Annotated in this window: 16 protein-coding genes and 2 pseudogenes; 6 read left to right on the top strand and 12 right to left on the bottom strand. The window is 58.8% G+C overall.

What is annotated here, in order from left to right; translation table 11 throughout:
- Positions 1–86: 86 nt before the first annotated feature.
- The 5 genes from AFK67_RS09875 to AFK67_RS09855 all read right to left on the bottom strand — a co-directional run bounded on the left by AFK67_RS09875 (position 87) and on the right by AFK67_RS09855 (position 4,959).
- Positions 87–1,388 (bottom strand): PQQ-dependent sugar dehydrogenase, encoded by a 1,302-nt coding sequence (locus tag AFK67_RS09875; RefSeq protein WP_038883656.1) that lies wholly within the window; start codon positions 1,386–1,388, stop codon positions 87–89.
- 12 nt (positions 1,389–1,400) lie between these two features.
- A complete protein-coding gene (locus AFK67_RS09870) occupies positions 1,401–1,826 on the bottom strand; it encodes a DUF2231 domain-containing protein (protein ID WP_032967486.1) in 426 nt (141 codons plus the stop codon).
- Between the two features lie 167 nt (positions 1,827–1,993).
- Complete coding sequence (locus tag AFK67_RS09865) at positions 1,994–3,208, bottom strand: EAL and HDOD domain-containing protein (RefSeq protein ID WP_007727825.1); 1,215 nt, start codon at positions 3,206–3,208, stop codon at positions 1,994–1,996.
- Between the two features lie 225 nt (positions 3,209–3,433).
- The gene (locus AFK67_RS09860; RefSeq protein WP_007727812.1) at positions 3,434–4,570 is read right to left on the bottom strand and encodes a YbfB/YjiJ family MFS transporter; all 1,137 of its coding nucleotides are present in this window, start codon (positions 4,568–4,570) and stop codon (positions 3,434–3,436) included.
- Between the two features lie 53 nt (positions 4,571–4,623).
- Positions 4,624–4,959, bottom strand: a complete 336-nt coding sequence (locus tag AFK67_RS09855) for a hypothetical protein (RefSeq protein ID WP_007727810.1) — start codon at positions 4,957–4,959, stop codon at positions 4,624–4,626.
- Between the two features lie 147 nt (positions 4,960–5,106).
- Between AFK67_RS09855 and AFK67_RS09850 the strand changes: the two are divergent.
- The 3 genes and pseudogenes from AFK67_RS09850 to AFK67_RS09835 form a co-directional block, all read left to right on the top strand.
- Positions 5,107–5,790, top strand: a pseudogene (locus tag AFK67_RS09850) (UV damage endonuclease UvsE); the annotation flags it as partial.
- Between the two features lie 52 nt (positions 5,791–5,842).
- Positions 5,843–6,963 (top strand): IS3 family transposase gene (locus AFK67_RS09840; protein WP_085958808.1). Its coding sequence is split into 2 segments (ribosomal slippage): positions 5,843–6,101 and positions 6,101–6,963, totalling 1,122 coding nucleotides; the frame shifts between segments, so codons are not numbered across the junction.
- A 13-nt stretch (positions 6,964–6,976) separates the two neighbouring features.
- Positions 6,977–7,306, top strand: a pseudogene (locus AFK67_RS09835) (UV damage endonuclease UvsE); the annotation flags it as partial.
- Between the two features lie 154 nt (positions 7,307–7,460).
- Here the strand turns inward: AFK67_RS09835 and AFK67_RS09830 are convergent.
- The 7 genes from AFK67_RS09830 to AFK67_RS09805 form a co-directional block, all read right to left on the bottom strand.
- Positions 7,461–7,982, bottom strand: a complete 522-nt coding sequence (locus tag AFK67_RS09830) for an SUKH-4 family immunity protein (protein ID WP_007714342.1) — start codon at positions 7,980–7,982, stop codon at positions 7,461–7,463.
- A 130-nt stretch (positions 7,983–8,112) separates the two neighbouring features.
- Positions 8,113–8,757: a hypothetical protein gene (locus AFK67_RS09825; RefSeq protein ID WP_032966239.1), complete on the bottom strand. Its 645-nt coding sequence runs from the start codon at positions 8,755–8,757 to the stop codon at positions 8,113–8,115.
- 14 nt (positions 8,758–8,771) lie between these two features.
- Complete coding sequence (locus AFK67_RS09820; protein WP_235047919.1) at positions 8,772–12,860, bottom strand: RHS repeat-associated core domain-containing protein; 4,089 nt, start codon at positions 12,858–12,860, stop codon at positions 8,772–8,774.
- Between the two features lie 10 nt (positions 12,861–12,870).
- Positions 12,871–13,020, bottom strand: a complete 150-nt coding sequence (locus AFK67_RS23180) for a hypothetical protein (protein ID WP_007675185.1) — start codon at positions 13,018–13,020, stop codon at positions 12,871–12,873.
- Entirely contained in the window at positions 13,017–14,576 is a 1,560-nt protein-coding gene (locus tag AFK67_RS09815; protein WP_038883675.1) for a hypothetical protein, read from the bottom strand. Before AFK67_RS09815 ends, AFK67_RS23180 begins: the two co-directional genes overlap by 4 nt.
- Before the next feature lie 12 nt (positions 14,577–14,588).
- Positions 14,589–16,805 (bottom strand): type VI secretion system Vgr family protein, encoded by a 2,217-nt coding sequence (locus tag AFK67_RS09810; protein WP_007710143.1) that lies wholly within the window; start codon positions 16,803–16,805, stop codon positions 14,589–14,591.
- A 427-nt stretch (positions 16,806–17,232) separates the two neighbouring features.
- On the bottom strand, positions 17,233–18,168 hold the full coding sequence (locus tag AFK67_RS09805; RefSeq protein ID WP_038883678.1) for an AraC family transcriptional regulator: 936 nt from the start codon (positions 18,166–18,168) through the stop codon (positions 17,233–17,235).
- 184 nt (positions 18,169–18,352) lie between these two features.
- On the opposite strand from AFK67_RS09805, the gene AFK67_RS09800 reads away from it, so the two are divergent.
- The 3 genes from AFK67_RS09800 to AFK67_RS09790 all read left to right on the top strand — a co-directional run bounded on the left by AFK67_RS09800 (position 18,353) and on the right by AFK67_RS09790 (position 20,596).
- Positions 18,353–19,090 carry an SDR family oxidoreductase gene (locus tag AFK67_RS09800; protein WP_038883680.1) on the top strand — a complete coding sequence of 246 codons (738 nt, stop codon included), beginning with the start codon at positions 18,353–18,355 and terminating at the stop codon, positions 19,088–19,090.
- A 184-nt stretch (positions 19,091–19,274) separates the two neighbouring features.
- The gene (locus AFK67_RS09795) at positions 19,275–20,276 is read left to right on the top strand and encodes an alpha/beta fold hydrolase (protein WP_007710151.1); all 1,002 of its coding nucleotides are present in this window, start codon (positions 19,275–19,277) and stop codon (positions 20,274–20,276) included.
- 122 nt (positions 20,277–20,398) lie between these two features.
- Positions 20,399–20,596 (top strand): hypothetical protein, encoded by a 198-nt coding sequence (locus AFK67_RS09790; RefSeq protein WP_007710153.1) that lies wholly within the window; start codon positions 20,399–20,401, stop codon positions 20,594–20,596.

Below are 20,596 nucleotides of genomic sequence, written 5' to 3'. Positions count from 1 at the left end.
GCTTCGCTGATTGAAAGAATAAAAAGTATAGCAGGCGGCCTGGCGCCCTTTTTGAAAGGAACAGGCCGCACGCGGCGGCCTGTGAGTTACTGCGCGGCGCTGACGCGCCAGATGGCATCACCGGCATCATCGGCAATTAGCAGCGCGCCCGCGTTATCCTGCGCCACGCCGACCGGCAGCCCGCGCACCTGCTTCTGATCGTCCGTCAGAAAACCGGTGACGACCGGCTGCGGCATCCCGACCGGCTTGCCGTTTTCAAATTTCACCCACACGACCTGATAACCGTTCAGCGGCGAGCGGTTCCAGCTGCCGTGCTCGCTGATAAACGCGCCGCCGCGATACTGCGGCATGGCCTCGCCGGTGTAGAAATGCAGACCCAGCGGTGCGACGTGCGAGCCGAGCGCGTAATCAGGCTTGATGGCTTTAGCCACCAGATCGGGCCGGGCTGGCCGGGCGCGCTCGTCCACATGCTGACCGAAATAGCTGTATGGCCAGCCGTAAAAGCCCTTCTCCTGCACCGAGGTCATGTAATCCGGCACCAGATCGGAGCCGATTTCATCGCGTTCGTTAACGATAGCCCACAGCTTGCCGCTCTGCGGCTCCCACTGCAGCCCGGTCGGGTTGCGCAAACCACTTGCGTAGATCCGGCTCGCGCCGGTCGCGGCATCTACCTCCAGCACCGCCGCGCGGCGATATTCCGCCCCGATGCCGTTCTCGGTGACGTTACTGTTAGACCCGACGCCGACGTAGAGTTTGCTGCCATCCGGACTTGCCAGCAGCGCTTTGGTCCAGTGATGGTTAATCGGCCCGCCCGGCAGTTCGGTGACCTCTTCGCCCGGCGTGCGAATTTCAGTTTGCCCTTCCTGATACGGGAATTTCACCAGGCTGTCGGCATTCGCCACCCACAGGGTATTGCCGGTAAGCTGGATGCCGAACGGCGCATTAAGGTTTTCGATGAAATTATGTTTCTCCCACTTGCCGTTAACGTTGCGCAGCAGCGTAATACGGTTGCCGCCCGGCCCGCCTTTGCCGGAGGATTTCTGCACAATGCCCATAATCAGCTGTTTGGGCCGCGCGGTTGGTTTCGGCGTGCCGTTGGATTCGGCGACCAGGATGTCATTATTCGGCAGCACATAGACCTGACGCGGATGCATCAGTCCGTCGGCGATTTTTTCAATCTTCAGGCCCTGCGCCACCTTCGGCATTTCGCCCTCTTTCCATGCGACGCCTTCCGGCACCTGCATCGGCGGCAGCAGGAAGTTTTTCGCCTCCGGCAGTTCTGGGTTCGGCCCCACCTGTTTTTGCGGATCGAGCGTGGCGCTGTTATCACAGCCGCTGAGCAAAACGCCCAGCGAGACGGCCAGCGCGAGACGATGAATGTTGTTCATGCGGGCTTCTCCTTAAGCAGTGCGTTGGCGTAACGCGAGTTGAACGTTAGCCAGTAGCAGCAGCGCCACGACCAGCGTAGAGAGAATGACGCCCGCAGGCACCACGGCGTAAGCATCACGGCTGTGAATAAAGGCGTTGATGATGGCCAGCACTATCGCCACCAGATTCAGCCAGAAGTGCAGCCGCTGCGCCGGACCATGCAGATGCCGTCGCCCCGGCCAGATCTGCCCGAGGCTTATCAGCCGGGGAATTATCGCGACCACCAGCCCGATGGCGATAAGCCAGCTGGCGGCATCGGTCCACATCGTCACCGCGCTTTTCATATAGAGAATGTCGAAAACCCAGGCGGCCACGAAAAAGCCGGTGGGAATGGGGTTGAGCAGTTCATACAGCGCCACGGCGGCTGCCGGGGATCGAGCGGTCGTGTGAGGGTGCATCTCCGTCTCCTGAAGTCATCCAAACCAACGACGTCAGCGCATGCGCCGCACGTCGGCGTGCCTGTAAAAGCGTAGTCAAGATGCGCGGGAATGACGGGATAATTGGAACTACGTTTTAAGATGCGGGCGCTGCGGCGGCGCCGGACGGGCCGCCTGAGAGAAAGACATCAGATAACCGTGTCGCCCCACTTCACGGCGTCGTGCGTCATATCGATGATTTCGCGCTCGGAGAGGTTGAGCTCCTTCGCCACCTCCACGACCTGCGGCCAGTCGGCGCGCTCGAACGCCTCGCACAACCGCACCAGCGTGCCCGGAATGCCTTCGCGATTGAGAAGCGCTTTCTTGACCTCTTTCGAGACGTAGATCTGCTCCAGCAGCGTGTCCATCGGAATATCCAGGATAGCGTCGAGGCGGGAGAACAGCCCGGCAATGAACGCGTCGTCCTCACTGGCGCCGCCAATACGGTGCGCCGCCAGTTCGCAAAAGCGCCCGTACACCAGGCTCACGTTATAGAGCTCGCTCACGGACGGATCGCTGATATGCGTTACCGCGAGGATCGTTACAAACCGCTTCAGCTCATAGAGACCGAGAAACGCGAAAATACTGCGAAACGGCAGCGATTCCGCATTGGCGTGGTAGTTATGCTGATATTTGATGTTATTGACGTAGCGCATCAGCTTATAGGTGATCGCGACATCGCGGCTGATCAGCTTTTCTATCTTGTTAACATCCGGGCGTGCGGCATTGACCTCGCGGATCAGCTCCAGAATAAAGACTTTTTGTTCAGGAAGCTTTTTGGTCTTGATGAGTTCCGGCTTACTGTAGAAATAGCCCTGAAAAAGCTGAAAACCGAGCTGCTGATACTGGATAAACTCTTCGCGACGCTCCACCTTTTCGGCCAGCAGCTTGCAGCGCAGGCCAGGATGGTCTTTCAGAAACTGTTTAATCTGCTCCACGGTGGTGGACTGAATATCAAACTTGATCACGCTGATATAGGGCAGAAAGCGGCTCCATTCGCTATCCAGCGTAAAATCATCCAGCGCGAAGCAGTAGCCATCCTCATACATATTGCGCACGGTCGCGAACAACGCGTTATCCGGTACGCTGTTTTCCAGTATCTCAATGACGACATTCTGACGCGGCAGCGACTGCGCAAGCCCACTGACGATCATCTCATACGGAAAATTGATAAACGACGTGTGTTTGCCCGTGAGCCGCTGCAACGGCGTCACCAGAAAATGATCGGCGAGCAGCTGGCTGGTGGCGAACTCGGCGGTCACCTGCGGGAAGGCGTTAGTCAGCCCGTCCCGGTAGAGTAGCTCGTAGGCCACCGTGTTCAGCGACGCATCAAAGATAGGCTGTCGCGCTATGAAGGAATACATTTCAACCTCCGGTTTCGTTTTCGACGTCCATTACAGCGTTTCGCTGCTTGTTCGACCGGCAATACGACATCCATGAATAAACCCCTCCGGCACTCCACCGGCAGACCAGAAAGCGCAGCGACAGTCCCGAGGTTTTCCCCCTGCCCCTTACGCCCGACAAGACGTAGCTTTATAAGCAGTTTATCGGCGTATCGGTAGCTTTCTTGAGCATATATCTGCGGGAGGTTATTTCACCCGCGTGGCCGGTAAGACGAGCGCCACCACTGCCAGCGCGCCGAAAATCCCCAGCGCCATCTTCGGCCCGACGCCATCCAGCAGCGCGCCGAACAGCGCAGATCCCGCCATTTGACCGATCGCCAGCAGCAGAAACACCGCGCCGAGCCCGGCGGCCGGAAACTGACCCGCCGCCTCGACACCGCTCACCAACAGCACGCCGGAGAGCGTGATATACGCAAAGCCATACAGTGCCGCGACACCCCAGCTTAGCCACGGCAGAACGTCCGAGAACGCCAGCAGGCTGAAGGCCAGCAGCGTCAGAATTTGCATCAGCCGGTGGGCGGAATTAATGCCGACGCGCCCAATCAGTGCGCCGGTAAGCACCCCGAAGCACCCCGCCGCGCCGGTCACCAGCCACAGCAGTGTGATATCGCGCGCGGGTTTATCGGCAAGCGAGGCGAACATCAGCGGTCCGAAAGACCAGTACGCCGCGCTCACCACGCCGCTTAACAGCGCGACGATGAGCGGCGGGCGCAGCGCGGGCTGTCGGACCGCCGCCATCGGGTGGCGCAGTGAGACGCGCTCGTCGGAGGCACCCGCGGGCATGGCGCGCATCGCCATCAATGTCGGGACGACTGCGATCGCCGCAAAGAGCAGCCAGATCTCGCGCCACTGCCCCGGCATCAGCAGAACGGCCAGCGCAGAGACGATAATCCCCCCGCCGGTACCGGCATTGATAACCGTATTCACGCCCGGGCGCTGCGCGGGCGCGACGTCACGGTTCACCGCTTCAGCCATCGGCGGCGACACCAGGCCTGAACTGACGCCGCCGCAGATAACGCCGGCCAGCAGCCAGAGCGGGCCGGACGCCTTCGCGAGGATCGCTAAGCCGATAATGGCGAAGACGCCAGCCAGCAGTGACGGTAAACGGGGCCCGGTACGCGCGGTACAGAGCGAGGCGATAACGCTCGCCACGCCATAAGCCGCGAACGACGCCGCCGACAGCGCGCCGACGAGCGTTGAAGACATCGGGATATCGCGAATGACGGCGGGCAGCTGCAATCCCCAGGAGAAACGCGCCAGACCATACGCGGCGGCAATCAGCGAAAACCCGCTCAGGGCGAGAAATTTATGTCCTGACAGCAAAGCGACCTCAGTTCAGGTGATCCCGTCACTGAGTGTAGCCCTCAATCGGTAACCTAACGCATCGCGCGGGCGAGTTCGTCGCCGCAGGTTTGCGGGGCGGCGCTCAGTGCCTGGCGTTTTGCCTCGCTCAATCCCTGCCAGGTTTTGACAACCTCGCGGCCAAGCGACGCGTCGTAGTGCCTTTTTTGCAGGGCGTAATCGTTGTTGCCGCCCTCGATAACGTTTTCCATCTGCGCAGCCCAGGTGGCCGGATCGCCTGTGTGGATAACGCAAAATACCGCCGCGTAATAAGGTTTGTCTTCAGCGCTGTAGTGTGGCGTCAGCCACCAGTAGGCCAGCGCCGCGACGGCAAGAACAGGCAGCGCAACGCGGCCGGAGAGAAGTTTCATAAGTTGTTTCTGATAAGTCCGTAATTAGCGCGGCGGCGCCGCGGCAAACGAACAGTATAACGCCCTTCCTTAAACCATGGCTCTACGGTGTAACGCGGCGGCCGGTTTTCAACTGCTACACTAAAGCCAGAGATAACCGGAGGGTGCATGAAATTAGGTTTCGCGTGTAAGTTTTTAGATTCAGGGCTAAAGCAGGAGTTTCCGTTTAAATCGACGACCCGCACCCGTTTTTTAAGCCTCAGCCATGAGCAACGGCTGACGCTGTTATATCAGCTCTCTGAGACCAATCTCAGGAACCTCTATTCAACGTTTGAGCAGCTCGCGCCGTTACCGCCTGCGTTGCGCATGATGCGTATCGGCAGCGATCTCTTACCGCTCGTTACCGTGCCCGAGGCAGGCCCGGTCTATCAGGAGTTTTTAGCCGATCTCGTGCCGCAGTTTACCCGCTGCGGGGAATATGCGCGGGAACAGGATATCCGCCTCTCCTTTCATCCCGGCCAGTATTCCGTCCTGGCGTCAGATAATCCTGATGTGGTCGACCGCGCCATCGAGGATGTGGAATATCACACTACCTGTGCGGTGATGATGGGCTACGGGCAGCGCTTTCAGGATTTCAAAATCAATATTCACATGAACGGTAAGCGCGGTTTCGAAGGATTTCGCGACGCCTTTAACCGCTTAAGCCCGCAGGCGCAGAAGATGTTAACCGTGGAGAACGACGAAATCTCCTGCTCGCTGGATGATGTTCTCCAGGCGCAGACGCTGTGCCCTGTCGTGCTGGATATTCATCACCACTGGGTCAAAGAAAATGCTGACCTGCTCCCCGTTGATTAATACACCGCGATGTTAGTAATGTCTTCATAAGCCACATGAGGACATCCCCATGAAGAAGCGTTTTTCCGACGAACAGATCATCAGTATCCTCCGCGAGGCTGAAGCCGGGGTTTCTGCCCGTGAGCTCTGCCGTAAGCACGCCATTTCCGACGCCACCTTTTACACCTGGCGCAAGAAGTATGGCGGTATGGAGGTGCCCGAGGTTAAGCGCCTGAAGTCGCTTGAGGAAGAGAACGCCAGACTCAAGAAGCTGCTTGCCGAAGCCATGCTGGATAAGGAGGCGCTTCAGGTGGCTCTGGGGCGAAAGTACTGACGACAGGCCAGAAGCGGGAAGCCGTTGAGTTTATGTGTGATGCAACCGGTCTGTCGCAACGTCGAGCCTGCAGGCTTACAGGTTTGTCTCTGTCGACCTGCCGCTACGAGGCTCAGCGTCCGGCGGTTGATGCGCATTTATCAGAGCGCATTATTGAGCTGGCACTGGAGCGCAGGCGTTTTGGCTACCGCCGCATCTGGCAATTACTGCGCCGTGAAGGCCTTCAGGTTAATCACAAGCGCGTGTACCGTCTTTATCATCTCAGCGGGCTGGGCGTAAAACGCAGACGACGTCGTAAAGGACTGGCAACGGAACGTCTGCCGCTGCTCCGCCCGGAAGCGCCCAACCTGACCTGGTCGATGGATTTCGTCATGGACGCACTGGCCACCGGTCGCAGGATAAAGTGCCTGACCTGTGTGGACGACTTCACGAAGGAGTGCCTGACAATTACCACAGCATTCGGGATTTCAGGCGTTCAGGTCACGCGTATACTGGACAGCATTGCACTGTTTCGAGGCTATCCGGCGACAATAAGAACTGACCAGGGGCCGGAGTTTACCTGCCGCGTACTGGATCAATGGGCCTTTGAGCATGGTGTTGAGTTGCGCTTAATCCAGCCGGGCAAGCCAACGCAGAACGGATTTATTGAGAGCTTTAACGGACGATTTCGCGATGAATGTCTGAATGAGCACTGGTTCAGCGATATCGTTCACGCCAGGAAAATCATTAATGACTGGCGGCAGGATTATAACGAGTGTCGTCCACATTCGGCACTGAATTATCAGACGCCATCAGAGTTTGCAGCACGGTGGCGAAATGAAAAATATGAAGATAAACAAACCGACATTACTAACTGACGGTTGTATCTAATACTGGGGGCAGGTCAATGCGTTTATTACGCCGGACGATCCGCGCATTGAACAGATAAAAGCCTCCTGGCGCGGCGTACGCCCGGTTTTGCATTATTCCATCTCTCAGGAAGGGCTTATCCCTGAACAGGGTTACCCGGAGCAGTCGCAGTTGGGCATTCCCAAAACCAAACTGCGCGCGCATTCCGATTATTATTTCAACAGCACGCTAAACGACTGGGCGCTGTCGTTTACCGATTTCGACATCATGTGCGAAGTGAAAATGAAAAACATCGCCCGCGACCGCCTCTACGATTATGCGCTCCTGAAAGGCGTGATAAAGGTCGCGTGATTTTGCGTGCGTCATATCGGTGGGTGCGCCATTTTGGGCACAGCGATGTAGGGCGGGTAAGTTTGCGCACCCGCCGGGTTAACATAATGGTGGGTGCGCAAGCTGACCCACCCTACAATTGCACGCTTACTATTAATAGTAATGTCTCTTTGCATTAATTCTGCTGGTAGAATTTCACTCTGGCATCATTCAACGGAAAAAATCCTTCTCCGAGTTCAAATAAACGCATACACCAGAAACCATCTTCATCTAATGCTTTTGGATCAAGCTTTGAGTATACCTCTTGCAGTGTTGCAACACCCGCATCAACATCTACTTTAAAGTTGATTACATTATGCAGTAAAGCAATAAACAAGTCATGAAAAACAACAAACAGATCTATATTGCTGTTGCAATAATATACTTTAAACTCGTCATCCTCTTCTGATAAATAACTAACACCGCCATCATGCTCGTTAAAAAGATAAAGGCCAGACAAATCGCTTCCGAAACTGATGAATCTATTGCCTTCGATATTTACATCATAAAGGGATTCATTAAAAAAATAAGCATTGTAATTATACGGCGCAGCAAGAAGTCTTTTTAGCATAATATCACGCTGTGAATTATTGAGTTCAATGTCATGCAACTGCTTCATCGTAATTTTGCTTTTTAAATCTTTACTTAGGCTGGCCATAGGTTTTCTCTTTGATATTTCATTGAGCGTGAATCCTGTATACGTAGGGCGGGTAAGCTTGCGCACCCGCCGGTTTAACCCAATGGTGGGTGCGCAAGCTTACCCACCCTACAATTGTACAAATTTTTTCTTACAAGAATTGAATGAAAAACAAACCTGCATCCGCAGTTGAGGATGCCTTTTTAACCCTGTAATCAATAAACAGATACCCCATTCCATCATCAAACATCCCAGCGTAACGGTCACCCAAAGTTAAGAGATCAGACTCATTAAGTTGTAGACCAAAAAAGTACTGTGGCGGTATATTGATTGGATCCTGTAACCAGTGCGGTCGTCCAAATTGTTTTGAGAGTGACGAACCACTGATTTCGTCTTCTATTTCTTCATCAAGTTCATCATCGTCCATTTCAACGAGATCAACATATCCTTTTGGCAAGAGATTCATATCTAATGGCGAGTTTTCGGCGTTACTTTTTTTATGAACGATAACTCGGGTATTATAACCCTGAGTCTGATCAGCAAGATTGCAACTGATGTTTCGACAATAGGTTCGCGAGTAATCTTTTTCCGTTTGAGGTATAAAAACGGTAATGCATTGATCTTCAGACAACTGTTTACCCGGAAAGAAATCGGCAAAGAGAGTCAGTAATGGAAGCATTGGCAAGCCAGATTTCGCATCAGTCGGCCAATCCTCTATGCTGTCAAGCCACGCTCCGCCTCCAATTTGAGCAGATGATCTATATTCATTTGTAAGTAGTATTTTTTTTAATGACATATTTAATCCTTATATTAATAGCAGCCGTTAGCCTTTGCATATGACTTGGCAAAGCGACGGGCAATACGTAACTGTTCTTGGGTAATAATACCTGTATCAACCAAAGCCTGCTGTATTGCTTTTGACATGATTCCGATTTCGATTTTACCCGCTCTGGTCATCTCATTCACGCCCATTCCCATCGAACGTCGTATTCTGTTTTCTGCCGCATGAACTAAATCATGATGTCTTGGTGTTAAGGCAATGGAAGGATTTCCTTTAACTCGTCTTCCTTTCCCTATGCCGATGTTCTGCAAAAATTTATTGCGAATAATTTCATGAGCCTCAAGTCCATCACCAACATGTGCTTTAGAACCGTATCCAGCAACCTCACCTTCATTTAATAAGCCTAACGGATCAATCCACAATAAAGGATCATGACTATATTGGTAAGAATTGTACCCCCCCCATAGACCTATCGGGTCCTGGCTGATATAGGCGGCTATCGCCGGATCATAGTAACGGTAGCGGTTGTAATGTAAACCCGTTTCCGGGTCGAAATACTGCCCCTGGAAGCGCAGCGGGTTATCGATGCGGCTGGCAAAAACCTGGCCTTTTTCGCCCCACGCGCCGGTGCGCTCCGCCCAGACAATTTCCCCGGAGACCGACGTCAGGCGGACCGGCGCGCCGTTCGGATCGCAGTGGTAGTGCCAGCTCTCCCGCAGAGATCCCTCCTGCGTCAGGAGCGCCAGCGGGCGGAAAGTGCCGGGGTAATAGACGTATTCACGCATCCGATGAAAGAGCGCCGCCTGGGCCTGCTCGCGTTTGATGCGCCCGCCGGTGTCAAAGAGGCTTAAGGGCTCAAGCGATGCCGCCGTGCGCGTGACCGTTTCGCCCGCCAGCGCATCACCCTGCCAGTAGAACCAGCGCGTCTCGTCCGGCGTCTGCTTGAAGACGCGGCGTCCGAGCGCGTCATAGCCGTAGCGCACCTGATGCTCGCCCTTGCGCACCGCAATCAGCTGGCGGTTCTCATCCCAGAGGAAATCCTCTTTCACCTCGCCGGTGTGCAGGTTGCGGCGCTGGCGTAGCTCGCCCGCCCGGTCGAAGACGTAACGCACACCCTCGTGAACGCCTTCGCGAAACCACCCGCCCGGCGAATCATCTACTGCCTGAACGCGCGTGTGCAGATGATTGCCCGCGGCGTCGTGTACAAACTGGCGCAGCGCGCCGTCGGGCTCGCTGTGCGCCACGAGACGCCCCACCGGATCGTAACGGTAGCGGTCATCGCCCCACTGGCTGTCCTGCCGCCGCGTCATATTCCCGGTGCGGTCGTAGGCGAAACCGCTTGCGAACAGCGGCATGTCGCCCTGCGTCACTTCTTGTGTTGTCAGCCTGCCCTGCGTGTCATATGCCATCGCGCGCCGCAGGGTCGGCGAAAGCTGCTCGCTCGCGAGCCTGCCCGTCTCGTCATAACGCAGCTCCACAGGCGCGTCGTCGTTAAGCTGCACACGAATGAGCCGGTCGTCGTCATCCCACGTATAGGCCACCCGGTGCCCGGCGTCGCTCTCGCGCAGTACCGGCAGACCGCGCGCGTTATAGTCATAGCGCAGCTGAAAACCGTCCTGATCTTCACACAGCACGCGGCCTGCGCGGTCGTAGCGCCAGGCGAGCCGCCGCCACGGGTTTTCGCACAGCGTCAGGCGGCCGCCGTCGTCGTAGTGGTAACGGGCGGTGAGCGTGTCGCCGCTGCGCCGTTCCCGCAGGCGGCCAGCGGCGTCGTAGCCGTAGCGCACCTCGCGCTCCAGCGGGTCGAGACGGCGTATCAGCCGGTCGCCTTTATCCCATTCGTAGCGTGTCGCCTGGCCCCAGTAATCGGTTTCCGTCACCACGCGGCCCAGCGCGTCGCGGGCCAGCGCCCAGCGTTCGCCGTTCTGGTTGATAACGGCCAGCAGGCGGTCTTCCGGATCGTATTCATAACCCGTTTGCGTGCCGTCCGGTGTGTGGCAGGCCGTTACCATGCCGGTGGCGTTATAGATAAAACGCGTCTCGCGGCCGACTTCATCGGTATAGCGCACCGGTTCGTCTTCGCGGTTGTACTCGACGCGGATCTCCTGCCCCTCCGGCGTTTGCATCGCGACCAGCCTGTCTTTCATATCCCAGAAGTAACGGGTCACGCCGCCGCTCGCGTCGCGTTTCTCCAGCAGATTACCGCGCAGCGAGTGGCGCAGCCGCGTTTCGCCCGCGCCCGCCTGCGCAATAAGCGTTAGAAAGCCGTAGCGATCGTAGTCGTAGCGCGTTACGGGTTGGCCCGGCACGTCGGCCTCGCGCAGCTGGCCGAGCGTATCGTAAACGTAGTGCGCAGACACGCCCGTCGGGTCGCACCCCGCGATGAGATTGCCCGCCGCGTCATAGTCTGATGTCCACTGCGCGCCGCTCTCGTCCGTGACGCACAGCGGCTGGCCGAAATCGTTGAACGTGGCGCGCACCACGCCGCCACCCGGCAGATGCTCCGCCGTCATCCGGCCCTGCGCGTCATATTCCCAGCGGTGCTGGCTGCCGTCGGGCTCCGTCACTTCCAGCGTGCGGCCTACGTCGTCATAGCGAAACACCGTATTGCCGCCGAGCGGATCGATCTCGGACACCGGCAGACCGTTGTCATCAAAGGTGATTCGCGAGAGGTTGCCGAGCGAATCGGTAACCGCGACTTCGTTAAGCAGCGTGTGGTACTCGAACCGGTAATCCCAGACGTTGCCGTCGCCCCAGGCGTGCACCACGCGCCAGGCGTCATCGAAGGTGTAATGAAACCCCTGCCCGTTACGATCGACGTGGCTGACCATGCGCCGCTGCTGGTAGCGAAAACGCCGTGGGTGCGAGAGCGCGTCGATTTCTGCAACCAGCTGGCCCGTCTCGTCATATTCATAACGGGTGAGCGGCGTCACGTCGCCGTCCGACGCATTACGCAGCCGAAGCGCCTGCAAGCGGCCCTGCTTGCAGGTCACGAGGATCTCGCGCCCCGTCGGGCCTTCGGCGCTGAATTCCCGCAGGCGCGTCAGCACGCCCGCGTCACGTTCAAACTGCCAGCGGTTGTGGTTGCGATCGGCGACGGCATCGACGCACAGCCGCCCGTCGCGTCCGGTAAACTGCCAGCACAGCGCGCTCTCCTGCTCTACCTGCCAGCAGGGCTCGCCGTCGCGCAGTTCATACCAGAGGCGGCTGCCGTCCGGCAGACCAAACACCGCATGCTCGCGCCCAGGCTCTTCAGGCAGCCCGACGAACAGCGTTACGCCTTCCGGCTCGGTGAGCAGCGCCACGCCGTCGTCGCGCATGACCTCAAGCGTGGTATCGGCAGGCGTCAGCCAGCCAAAGCCGCACAGTCCTTCTTCGTGAATATCCGCTGAGGAGTAAAAACGTCCCCAGTCGAGCGGCAGCCGCCCCGGCAGCAGGAAGTCGCGATGCTCAAGATGGACGCTGCCGTCGCGAATATCGACCGGCTCGGCGCGCAGCACCCGGCATTTAAGAAATCCGGGCTCCATATTGCGGAACAGTTTCTGGCGAAATTTCGTAAACCGGCGCATAAAGAGCCGCCACTGGGGCGTCTTTTTGAGCTTTTTCATGCCCTTGCCGAGGCCGCTTAAGCCCGCGCGCATCAGCAGAGCCATCAGGTTGACGGTCGGCGGCCCGCCGACGATGACGTTATTCGGCAGCGCCAGGTTGAACGTGAGCGGCAGCGTCAGCGACGGCAGCTTCGGTTTGGCGGCGCGTTTGGGCCGGAACGGCGGCACCATGCCGACAACGTTGCAGCTCAGCACCGGCATCCCGATACGCGAGAACGGCTCGCCGTCCACCGCCACGGTTTTGCTGCCCATAAAGAGTTCATCTTCCAGCTGCGGGCCGCCCGGCAGGCGCAGCGGCGGCACCCACGCCCCGCCGGTGGGAATATGAATCGCGATGCCGCCGGTGCCCGCGCTGGCGCGTCGGATGCCGTTCACATGAACCGTGGTGCCGATAAACGGCAAATAGTCGAAGACGTCGAACACCAGGCCGATATGTGGCGTCGGCAGCGGCCACGGGTAAAGGTGGATATCCAGGCCGAGCTGCGGGTCGAAATGGGCGCCGGAGTGCATCGCGTTACCTTCAGAATAAGGCGCGGAGCAGCGCGCGCAGGAAGGTGCGGATCTCTGTGGCAAGCTCACTGTCAGAGATGCTTAAAAACAGCATGGCGAGCACGACCGCCACGACAATCACGATAGCTTTGGTTTTGAAATGGTTATCACGACGTTTCATAGGTTGTTGCTTCCTGCAGTTTCAGATAACGGGGCCGAGGGCGCGTGCGCGCGCCAGGCGGGAAGAGAGCGCCATTCGCCCGGCGGGGCGTCGAACGGGTGTGCGACATCCGGCAGGCCGTTCCAGTGCGGGTGGAGCAGATCGCGGGCGAGGCGCACCGTCTGGCGAAAGCTCTCATCGCCCTGCGCGATTAACGCTTCTCGCTGCTGGCGTAGCGCCAGAAACGCGGCCTCAAGGCGCAGCTGCAACCGGCGGTCAACCTGCTTAACGGCGGCGGCGGTGGCCGGGTTCAGCGTGCTGACGGCGGTTTCCGCCTCCAGAAGAAGGCGCTGGCTCTCCTGCTGAAAACGCGCGGCGGCGGCTTCCAGGGCCTCGCTGCGGGGCTTATCCTGCATACGCAGCAGGTCGGCGAAGACCAGCGGCAGTGTGGTCTGGCCGCGTTCTTCCTGCGCGATAGCGTGAGCCGCCCGGACCGCCGCCGCGTAATCTTCCATCGCCACGGTGCGGTGCCCCGCCTGCCAGAGCGCGAACCCGGCCATGCGACAGCCTTCCAGCTCGAAGAGCGGATGCGGGATCTCGCGCGCAAGCGTGGCGGCGCGGCGGTAGTGTTTCGCCGCCTCGGTGTAATTTTTATCGGCAAACCAGGCGCCGGCCTCGCCAAACGCGCCCTGCACCGCGAGCTGGCCGCGCACCGGCACATCGGCGACGCGCGCCGCCGCCGACTGCGCCTGTTGATAGTGCGCCACGGCCTGCGGCGTGTTTTTCGCCTTCAGCCACGCCCCGGCGACCAGATGATGCAGCAGCGCCTCCTGATCCGCCCAGCCGCGCCGCCGGGCAATCGGCATGGCGAGTGCCACCCGGCTGGCGACCTGCGTGGCGCTGCCCTTTTCGAGCAGCAGCATGGCGTCGGCGAGATAGCGGCGAAACAGCAGGCGATCGCTGTCCGGGTCGGTCTGCTGGCGCGCCGTCTGCTGCATCACCTGCATCGCGTCGGGGGTATCGGTGAGTAACAACACCTGGGGCCCGTGCGCGTCGATAAGCGGTTGCCAGAGCGGTTGCTCGGTCGTGTCCGTCAGCAGCAGGCGCACGCGCTCCGCCGGGACGGCTACCCACTGCGCGAGCCAGCGCTGGTATGCCGTGATGTCGCTGACCGCCGCCGGTTTCAGGATGACGATGAGCGTCGTGAAATCCTCTGCGTGAACGCGCGCGAAATCCGCCAGCATGGCGCAGAGAGCGGCTGCGCTGAAACACGGCAGAAAGGCCTCGCCCGTCCAGGGGCGCGCGTCGGGGGTCACCTCGACGCTTTCCAGAAAATCGTTCGCCAGCGCCTCGCTGTAACCGTAGCCGGTCTCAAACGGCGTATCGAGCGTAATGAAAAGATCCGCGAGGCTTCGGCCTTCCGGGTGCTGTTGCAGCGCGAAAAAGCCGTTCAGCAGGCTTTCACCGCTCGCCGGCACGCGCCAGACAATAACCCTGGCCGCGCTGTTTTCTGTACGTTCGAGCCAGCTGATTTCCAGTTCGCTGATGGCGTTTTCGGTCGGGTTTTTCGCACTCATCCGGGCATCCTGTCAGGCGTTAAGCTCGATTTTCTTGCCGTTGACCATGACGCCTGCGGCATTGATGGTGATACTGGCGCCGCCAGCAGTTATCTCGATACTGCCGTTGCTGATAAGGATCCCGCTCTCACCGACGTTTATCTGAAACGTGGTGGTGGCGCTGTCGGCGACGCTGCCTTCTGTAAAACGGGTGTCGCCGCCGGTAATGGTCAGCGTTCGCCCCGCGCCAATAGAAACCACCTGCTTCTGGCTCACCACGCGGTTTTCATTGCGGCTCACCGTGACGTCGCGATTGCCGGTGACGTTTAGCGTCTGGTTGCCGGTGACCGCGACGGTACGGTTTTGCTGTACCTGCACCTTTTCGTTGCCGTTGACGGTACGGGTGCGATCCTGATTGACCGTCAGCGTCTGATGGCCTTCCACGGTGCCGGTGTGGTTGCTTTTCACGGTCGCCGTGTGGTTGCCGGTGATGGTTTCGTCGCGATTCTGCTCGACGCTCAGGGTCTCGTTGCCCTTGACGGTTTCGGTGCGGTGCTGGTTCACCGTGGTGGTTTCGCTGCCCTGAATGGTTTTGGTGCGATTCTGGCCTACCGTGACCGTTTCGTTGCCGTCCACGGTGCGGGTACGGTTCTGCTTAATGTGGCTGGTTTCGTCTTTGCCGACGGTTTTGGTGCGGTTTTGGCCCACCGAGTGGCTTTCATCCTGCTCCACTTCGGTATCCATATTGCGCTCGGCGTGAAGCCAGAACTGCTCCTCGCCGGGTTTATCCTCAAAGCGCAGGGCGTTGGCATTATCCGGCGAGCCATCTTTCGAGCGGCTCATAAAGCCCATCTGCGTGGCGGCGGCGGGCAGTTCCCAGGGCGGCATTCGCGCCTCGTTATAGACGCGCCCGATGATAATCGGCCGGTCGGGCTCGCCGTTGATAAAATCGACCACCACTTCATCGCCCACGCGCGGGATCTGAATACCGCCGAAACCCTGACCTGCCCAGGCGCTGGAGACGCGCACCCAGCAGGAGCTGTTCTCATCGCCCTGGCTCATGCGATCCCAGTGGAATTTCACCTTCACGCGGCCATAGCGATCCGTCCATATAGACTCGCCCTTCGGCCCCACGACGCGCGCCGTTTGCGGGCCATAGGTGCGCGGCCACGGCGTCACGGACGCGGGGCGAAAAGGCGTCTGCGTCGGGATCACAGTGAAATCGATCCGCTGGCGGCCTTCGCCGGTGCCGCCGGAGGTATAGGGGTTCTCTTCGAAGTCATACTGCGCGCCGACGACCAGCCAGTCGGCGTTATCCGCCACGTGCGGCGCTTTGATAAGCCGGAAGGTGTGCCCCGGCGCGATGCCGCTGGCGGTGCCTGAGCCGCGCGTCTGCTGCTGTTGCGCCTGCCACGCCTGCTGGCGAATACGGGCGTAAGCTTCGCCGTCGCCGTGCTCCACAAAACGCCCCGGCCAGTCGTAGACATCGATTTTACCGGGGTTTGGCGATACCGGGTTTTGCAGGGTTTGCAGCATCCAGGCGTGCGGTTTGCGAAAGTCGTAATCGTCGGTGCTGTAAAGACCGGGCGTGACCACATGGCTCGCGGTGAGCTGGCTGACGCCCTCTTCTTCAACCACCCCGCCGCCGCTGGTGGCGTGCCAGGGGATCACATCGTAGCCCGGAAACGGCGACGCGCTGGTGTAGTCATCCATCAGCACCAGGGTGTGTCCGTCTTTATCATGGCGGAAGAGATAGCTGATGCCTTCGAGCTCCAGCAGACGGCTGATGAATTCAAAGCTGCTTTCACCGTACTGCACACAGTAATCCCACTGGCGGTAGCTGCGGGTGAGTTTGTCTTCGAGTTTAACGTCGTGTTCGGAAAAGAGCGTTTTGACGATATCCGGCACGCGCTGCTGCTGGAAAATACGGAAATTGCGATCGCGCATCATCGGCCAGAAATCGGGCTCCAGCGTCAGCTGATATACGGCGTAGCGCTTGCTGTCGAGCTCTTCGCTGCGCACCGTCACCGCGGTGATTTTACCGGTCAGGTAGCGCGGTTGGGGCGTCTGGGTGGGGATGGTCACGCTCATCGGCTGGCCCAGCAGCCGCTGCCTGTCGAGCGTGAAATCATCGCTCAGCAGATCGAGTTCAAAACGAAAGGGCGCGCCGAGGCGTTCTTCGCCTTTCAGCGCCCAGAACAGCAGCGAATCAGGAGCGGCTTGCGAGAAGACGCGAATTCGGTTAACCATGCTCACTCCCTGTAATCATAGCAATCAGACTTTCCTCATGACAAAACCCGGTTAAACGCATGGTTCTATTTCCGTAATGGCGCGGCTGCACGCGTTATATTTCGCAGGCGCGAAATGCCAGCGACGCAGGCGTGAAATAATCGGTATCGGGCGAAGGTGTTGTGATTATATTATCGACACAATGAGGAGAGTTAAGTGGGAATATTCCCATTTGGCGCGGCCCGCGCGCAAAGCGAGAGCCGTGTCACAGGGCGCTGGCGCGCCAGCCGCAGTAAAAATAATTAAACCTGTAACGCGGGTAATTAATTCATTTCAGCGTTATCTCACTTGCCAGGAAAAATATATTTCCCGCCGTATTAAACCTTACGTGAAATATCCCGGCCGATAAAATCGCCGGGAAATATAACCCTAATTTATTGGCGCAGCGTTAATGATTCGCCGTCATCGCCTCAAACTGCGTGGGCGGCAGCAGCGCGAAAGATTGTTTCATCTCGCGGGTTTCGGCGCCTGGCGTTCGGCCAAACAGGCGGCGAAACTCGCGGTTGAACTGTGACGGGCTTTCATAACCGACGCGCACGGCCGCCGTGGCCGCGCTGAGGTTATCGCGGATCATCATGAGTCGCGCCTGATGCAGGCGTACCGCTTTGATGTACTGCACCGGTGAATTGCGGGTGACGGCTTTAAAATGCGCGTGAAAAGCGGGCGCGCTCATGCCCGCCTCGGCGGCGAGCGTCGCGACATCCAGCCGTCCGGCGTAGTCGGTATGAATACGCTGCAGAACGCGGGCGATGCGGCTGAACTTACCCACGCTCGCCAGCGCCGCGCGGATGGCGCCGCCCTGCTCGCCCATCAGCACCCGGTAGTACAGCTCTTTAACGATCGCCGGGCCGAGGATCTGCGCCTCCTGCGGGTGGCTCAGCGCGCGCAACAGGCGCAGCGTGGTGTCGGCCAGCGGTTCGTCGAGCGGCGTGGAGAGGATCCCCTCTGGCGGCGTGGCGCGCGCGCCCTGCCCGCCGTCAAGCGTCAGCACCAGATCGGCGATAACCGTCATATCTAGCCCGACCGTCACGGCCAGCAGCGGCTCCTGCGGGGTGGCGTCGGTTTCGGTGGAGAACGGCAGCGGCACCGACAGCACCAGATAGTGGCTGGCGTTGTAGGTATAGACGTTATCGGCGAGATACCCGCGCTTGCAGCCCTGGCAGACAATCACGATGCATGGCTCATAGAGCACCGGCGTGCGCGGCAGCGCGCGATCCGAGCGCATAAAACGCACGGTATCCAGCAGCGATCGGGTATAGCCCTGCTGGGGGGCCAGTTTTTCCAGCAGCGCAAGGGTCTCGCGCTTTATCTGCGGCATGGTCATCACGGGGCTCCTCATAACTTCCTGCAAGGATTGTGGCACGTTGTGCGTAAAGCTTCACCAGGGGGAATAGGATCAGGCAATACACCGAGAGGAATGGCGCTGTCGGGGTGCGGTATGCGGGCGTAGGCTTTATGCATACGGCGCTGGCAAGCCCGCCGCGCCTTCACACGACGGAGTAAGCACCATGACGATGACCGAAGAACGCAAAGTTATCCTGCTCACCGGGGCCAGCAGCGGTATCGGCGAGGCCACCGCGCGCCTGCTGGCGACCCAGGGCTACCGTTTACTGATTGGCGCCCGCCGCACCGACCGCCTGGCGGCGCTGTGCGACGAACTGCGCTTTAACGGCGCGCAGATTGACTACGCTGCGCTGGACGTGACCCGACTCGACAGCATGGAGGCGTTTGTGCGCACCGCGCTGGAGAAATATGGCCAGGTGGACGCGTTCATTAATAACGCGGGCGTAATGCCCCTGTCGCCGCTCGCCTCGCTGAAGGTGGATGAGTGGAACCAGATGCTGGATGTGAATGTGCGCGGCGTATTGCACGGCATCGCCGCCGTGCTGCCGGTGATGCAGGCGCGCAACCGCGGACAGATCATTAATATCGCCTCGATAGGCGCGTACCGCGTGTCGCCCACGGCGGCGGTCTACTGCGCCACCAAATATGCCGTGCGCGCCATTACCGACGGGCTGCGCCAGGAAAATGAGACGATCCGCGTGACGTTAATCAGCCCCGGCGTGGTGGAATCGGAGCTCGCGACCCACATCACCGATGAAACCGCCCGCGTGGCGATGGACGATTTCCGCCGCATCGCGCTGCCCGCAGACGCGATAGCGCGTGCGATCGCCTACGCCATCGAGCAGCCGGATAACGTCGACGTCAGCGAAATCGTCGTGCGCCCTACCGCGAGCCCGCATTAATGTTGCTGTTTTTTTCCTTTCAGGCCGGGGTTCGCCCCGGCGTTCCGGCGTTCCGGTGCCACCCCTTATCGCCTCTTTATCCCCTTTGCGCTTTTTTACAGGCTATTTACCCGCCCCGACACCCGAAGCGCGCTCGTTAGCTATAGTCAGCAACATCTGACAAACCGTTAAGGAGAAACCGCCTGTGTCTTTACGCCTATCCAGCGCTGCTCTGCTCTGCGCCCTCGCCGCTCCCGCTTTTGCCGCCACGCCCACTTACGGACCCGAACTTGAAGGCTTCGATTACGGCTGGCCGGTGGCGCGTTTTCACTTTGAATCCCAGCGTCAACCAATGCAGATGGCATACATTGATGTGAAACCCGAGAAGCCCAACGGGCGTACCGTGGTGCTGATGCATGGCAAAAACTTCTGCGCCGGCACCTGGGACACGACGCTTCGCACGCTGCGCGACGCCGGATATCGTGTTATCGCGCCGGATCAGATTGGTTTTTGCAAATCCACCAAACCGGAGCGCTATCAGTACAGCTTCCAACAGCTCGCGCAAAATACCCATGCGTTGCTGGAAAAACTCGGCGTGAAAAAGGCGACCATTATTGGCCATTCTACCGGTGGGATGCTGGCGACGCGCTACGCGCTGATGTATCCGGATGAAACAGAACAGTTGGTAATGATCAACCCTATCGGTCTTGAGGACTGGAAGGCGAAAGGCGTGCCGGCGCAGTCAGTGGATGCATGGTATGAACGGGAGCTGAAAACCAGCGCTGAGGGCGTGCGCAAGTATGAACAGAACACCTACTACGCGGGCCAGTGGAAGCCGGAGTATGACCGCTGGGTGAATATGCTGGCTGGCATGTATCAGGGCGAAGGTAAAGCGCGCGTCGCGTGGAACTCAGCGCTGCTCTACGACATGATCTACACCCAGCCCGTGGTCTATGAATTCGGCCAGCTTAAGATGCCAACGCTGCTGCTTATCGGCAACAAAGACACTACTGCGCCGGGCAAAGATGCCGCGCCGCCAGAGGTGCAACAAACGCTCGGCGACTACCCGACGCTTGGCAAAGAAGCCGCGCGCGCTATCCCGCATGCGACGCTCGTCACCTTTGATGACCTCGGCCACGCCCCGCAAATCCAGGCGCCGGAGCGACTTCATCAGGCGCTGCTGGACGGCCTGCGCGCCGTACAATAGCCGTAAAATAAAGGGCGCACTTCCTCATCGTCCGCCACGCTGGCGGGCGCTTTCCTTAAGATAAACCCGTATTTCTCCCTGCGCCCACCAGGCTTTCTATACTGTTGGCCGGGAGGTTTTACATGCTAAGAATATTTCGTTCGCTTTTTACCAGTCCCGAAAAGCTGGTTCATGCCGTTCATCCGGCGCATATCCAGGATGCTATTGACGAAGGGGAACGCATCATCATTGACGAGGACGGCAACGCGTCGGTCAATATCGAATGCCTCGCCGTGCAGGAAGATTTCGCCCGCCACGTTGATATGCTGAAGAGGGCTTAA

Origin of the sequence: Cronobacter dublinensis subsp. dublinensis LMG 23823, from assembly GCF_001277235.1 — a bacterium.
GTDB classification, from domain to species: Bacteria; Pseudomonadota; Gammaproteobacteria; order Enterobacterales; family Enterobacteriaceae; genus Cronobacter; species Cronobacter dublinensis.
Note: the sequence above shows the minus strand (reverse complement) of the source record. Positions and strands in the feature narration are given on the sequence as shown.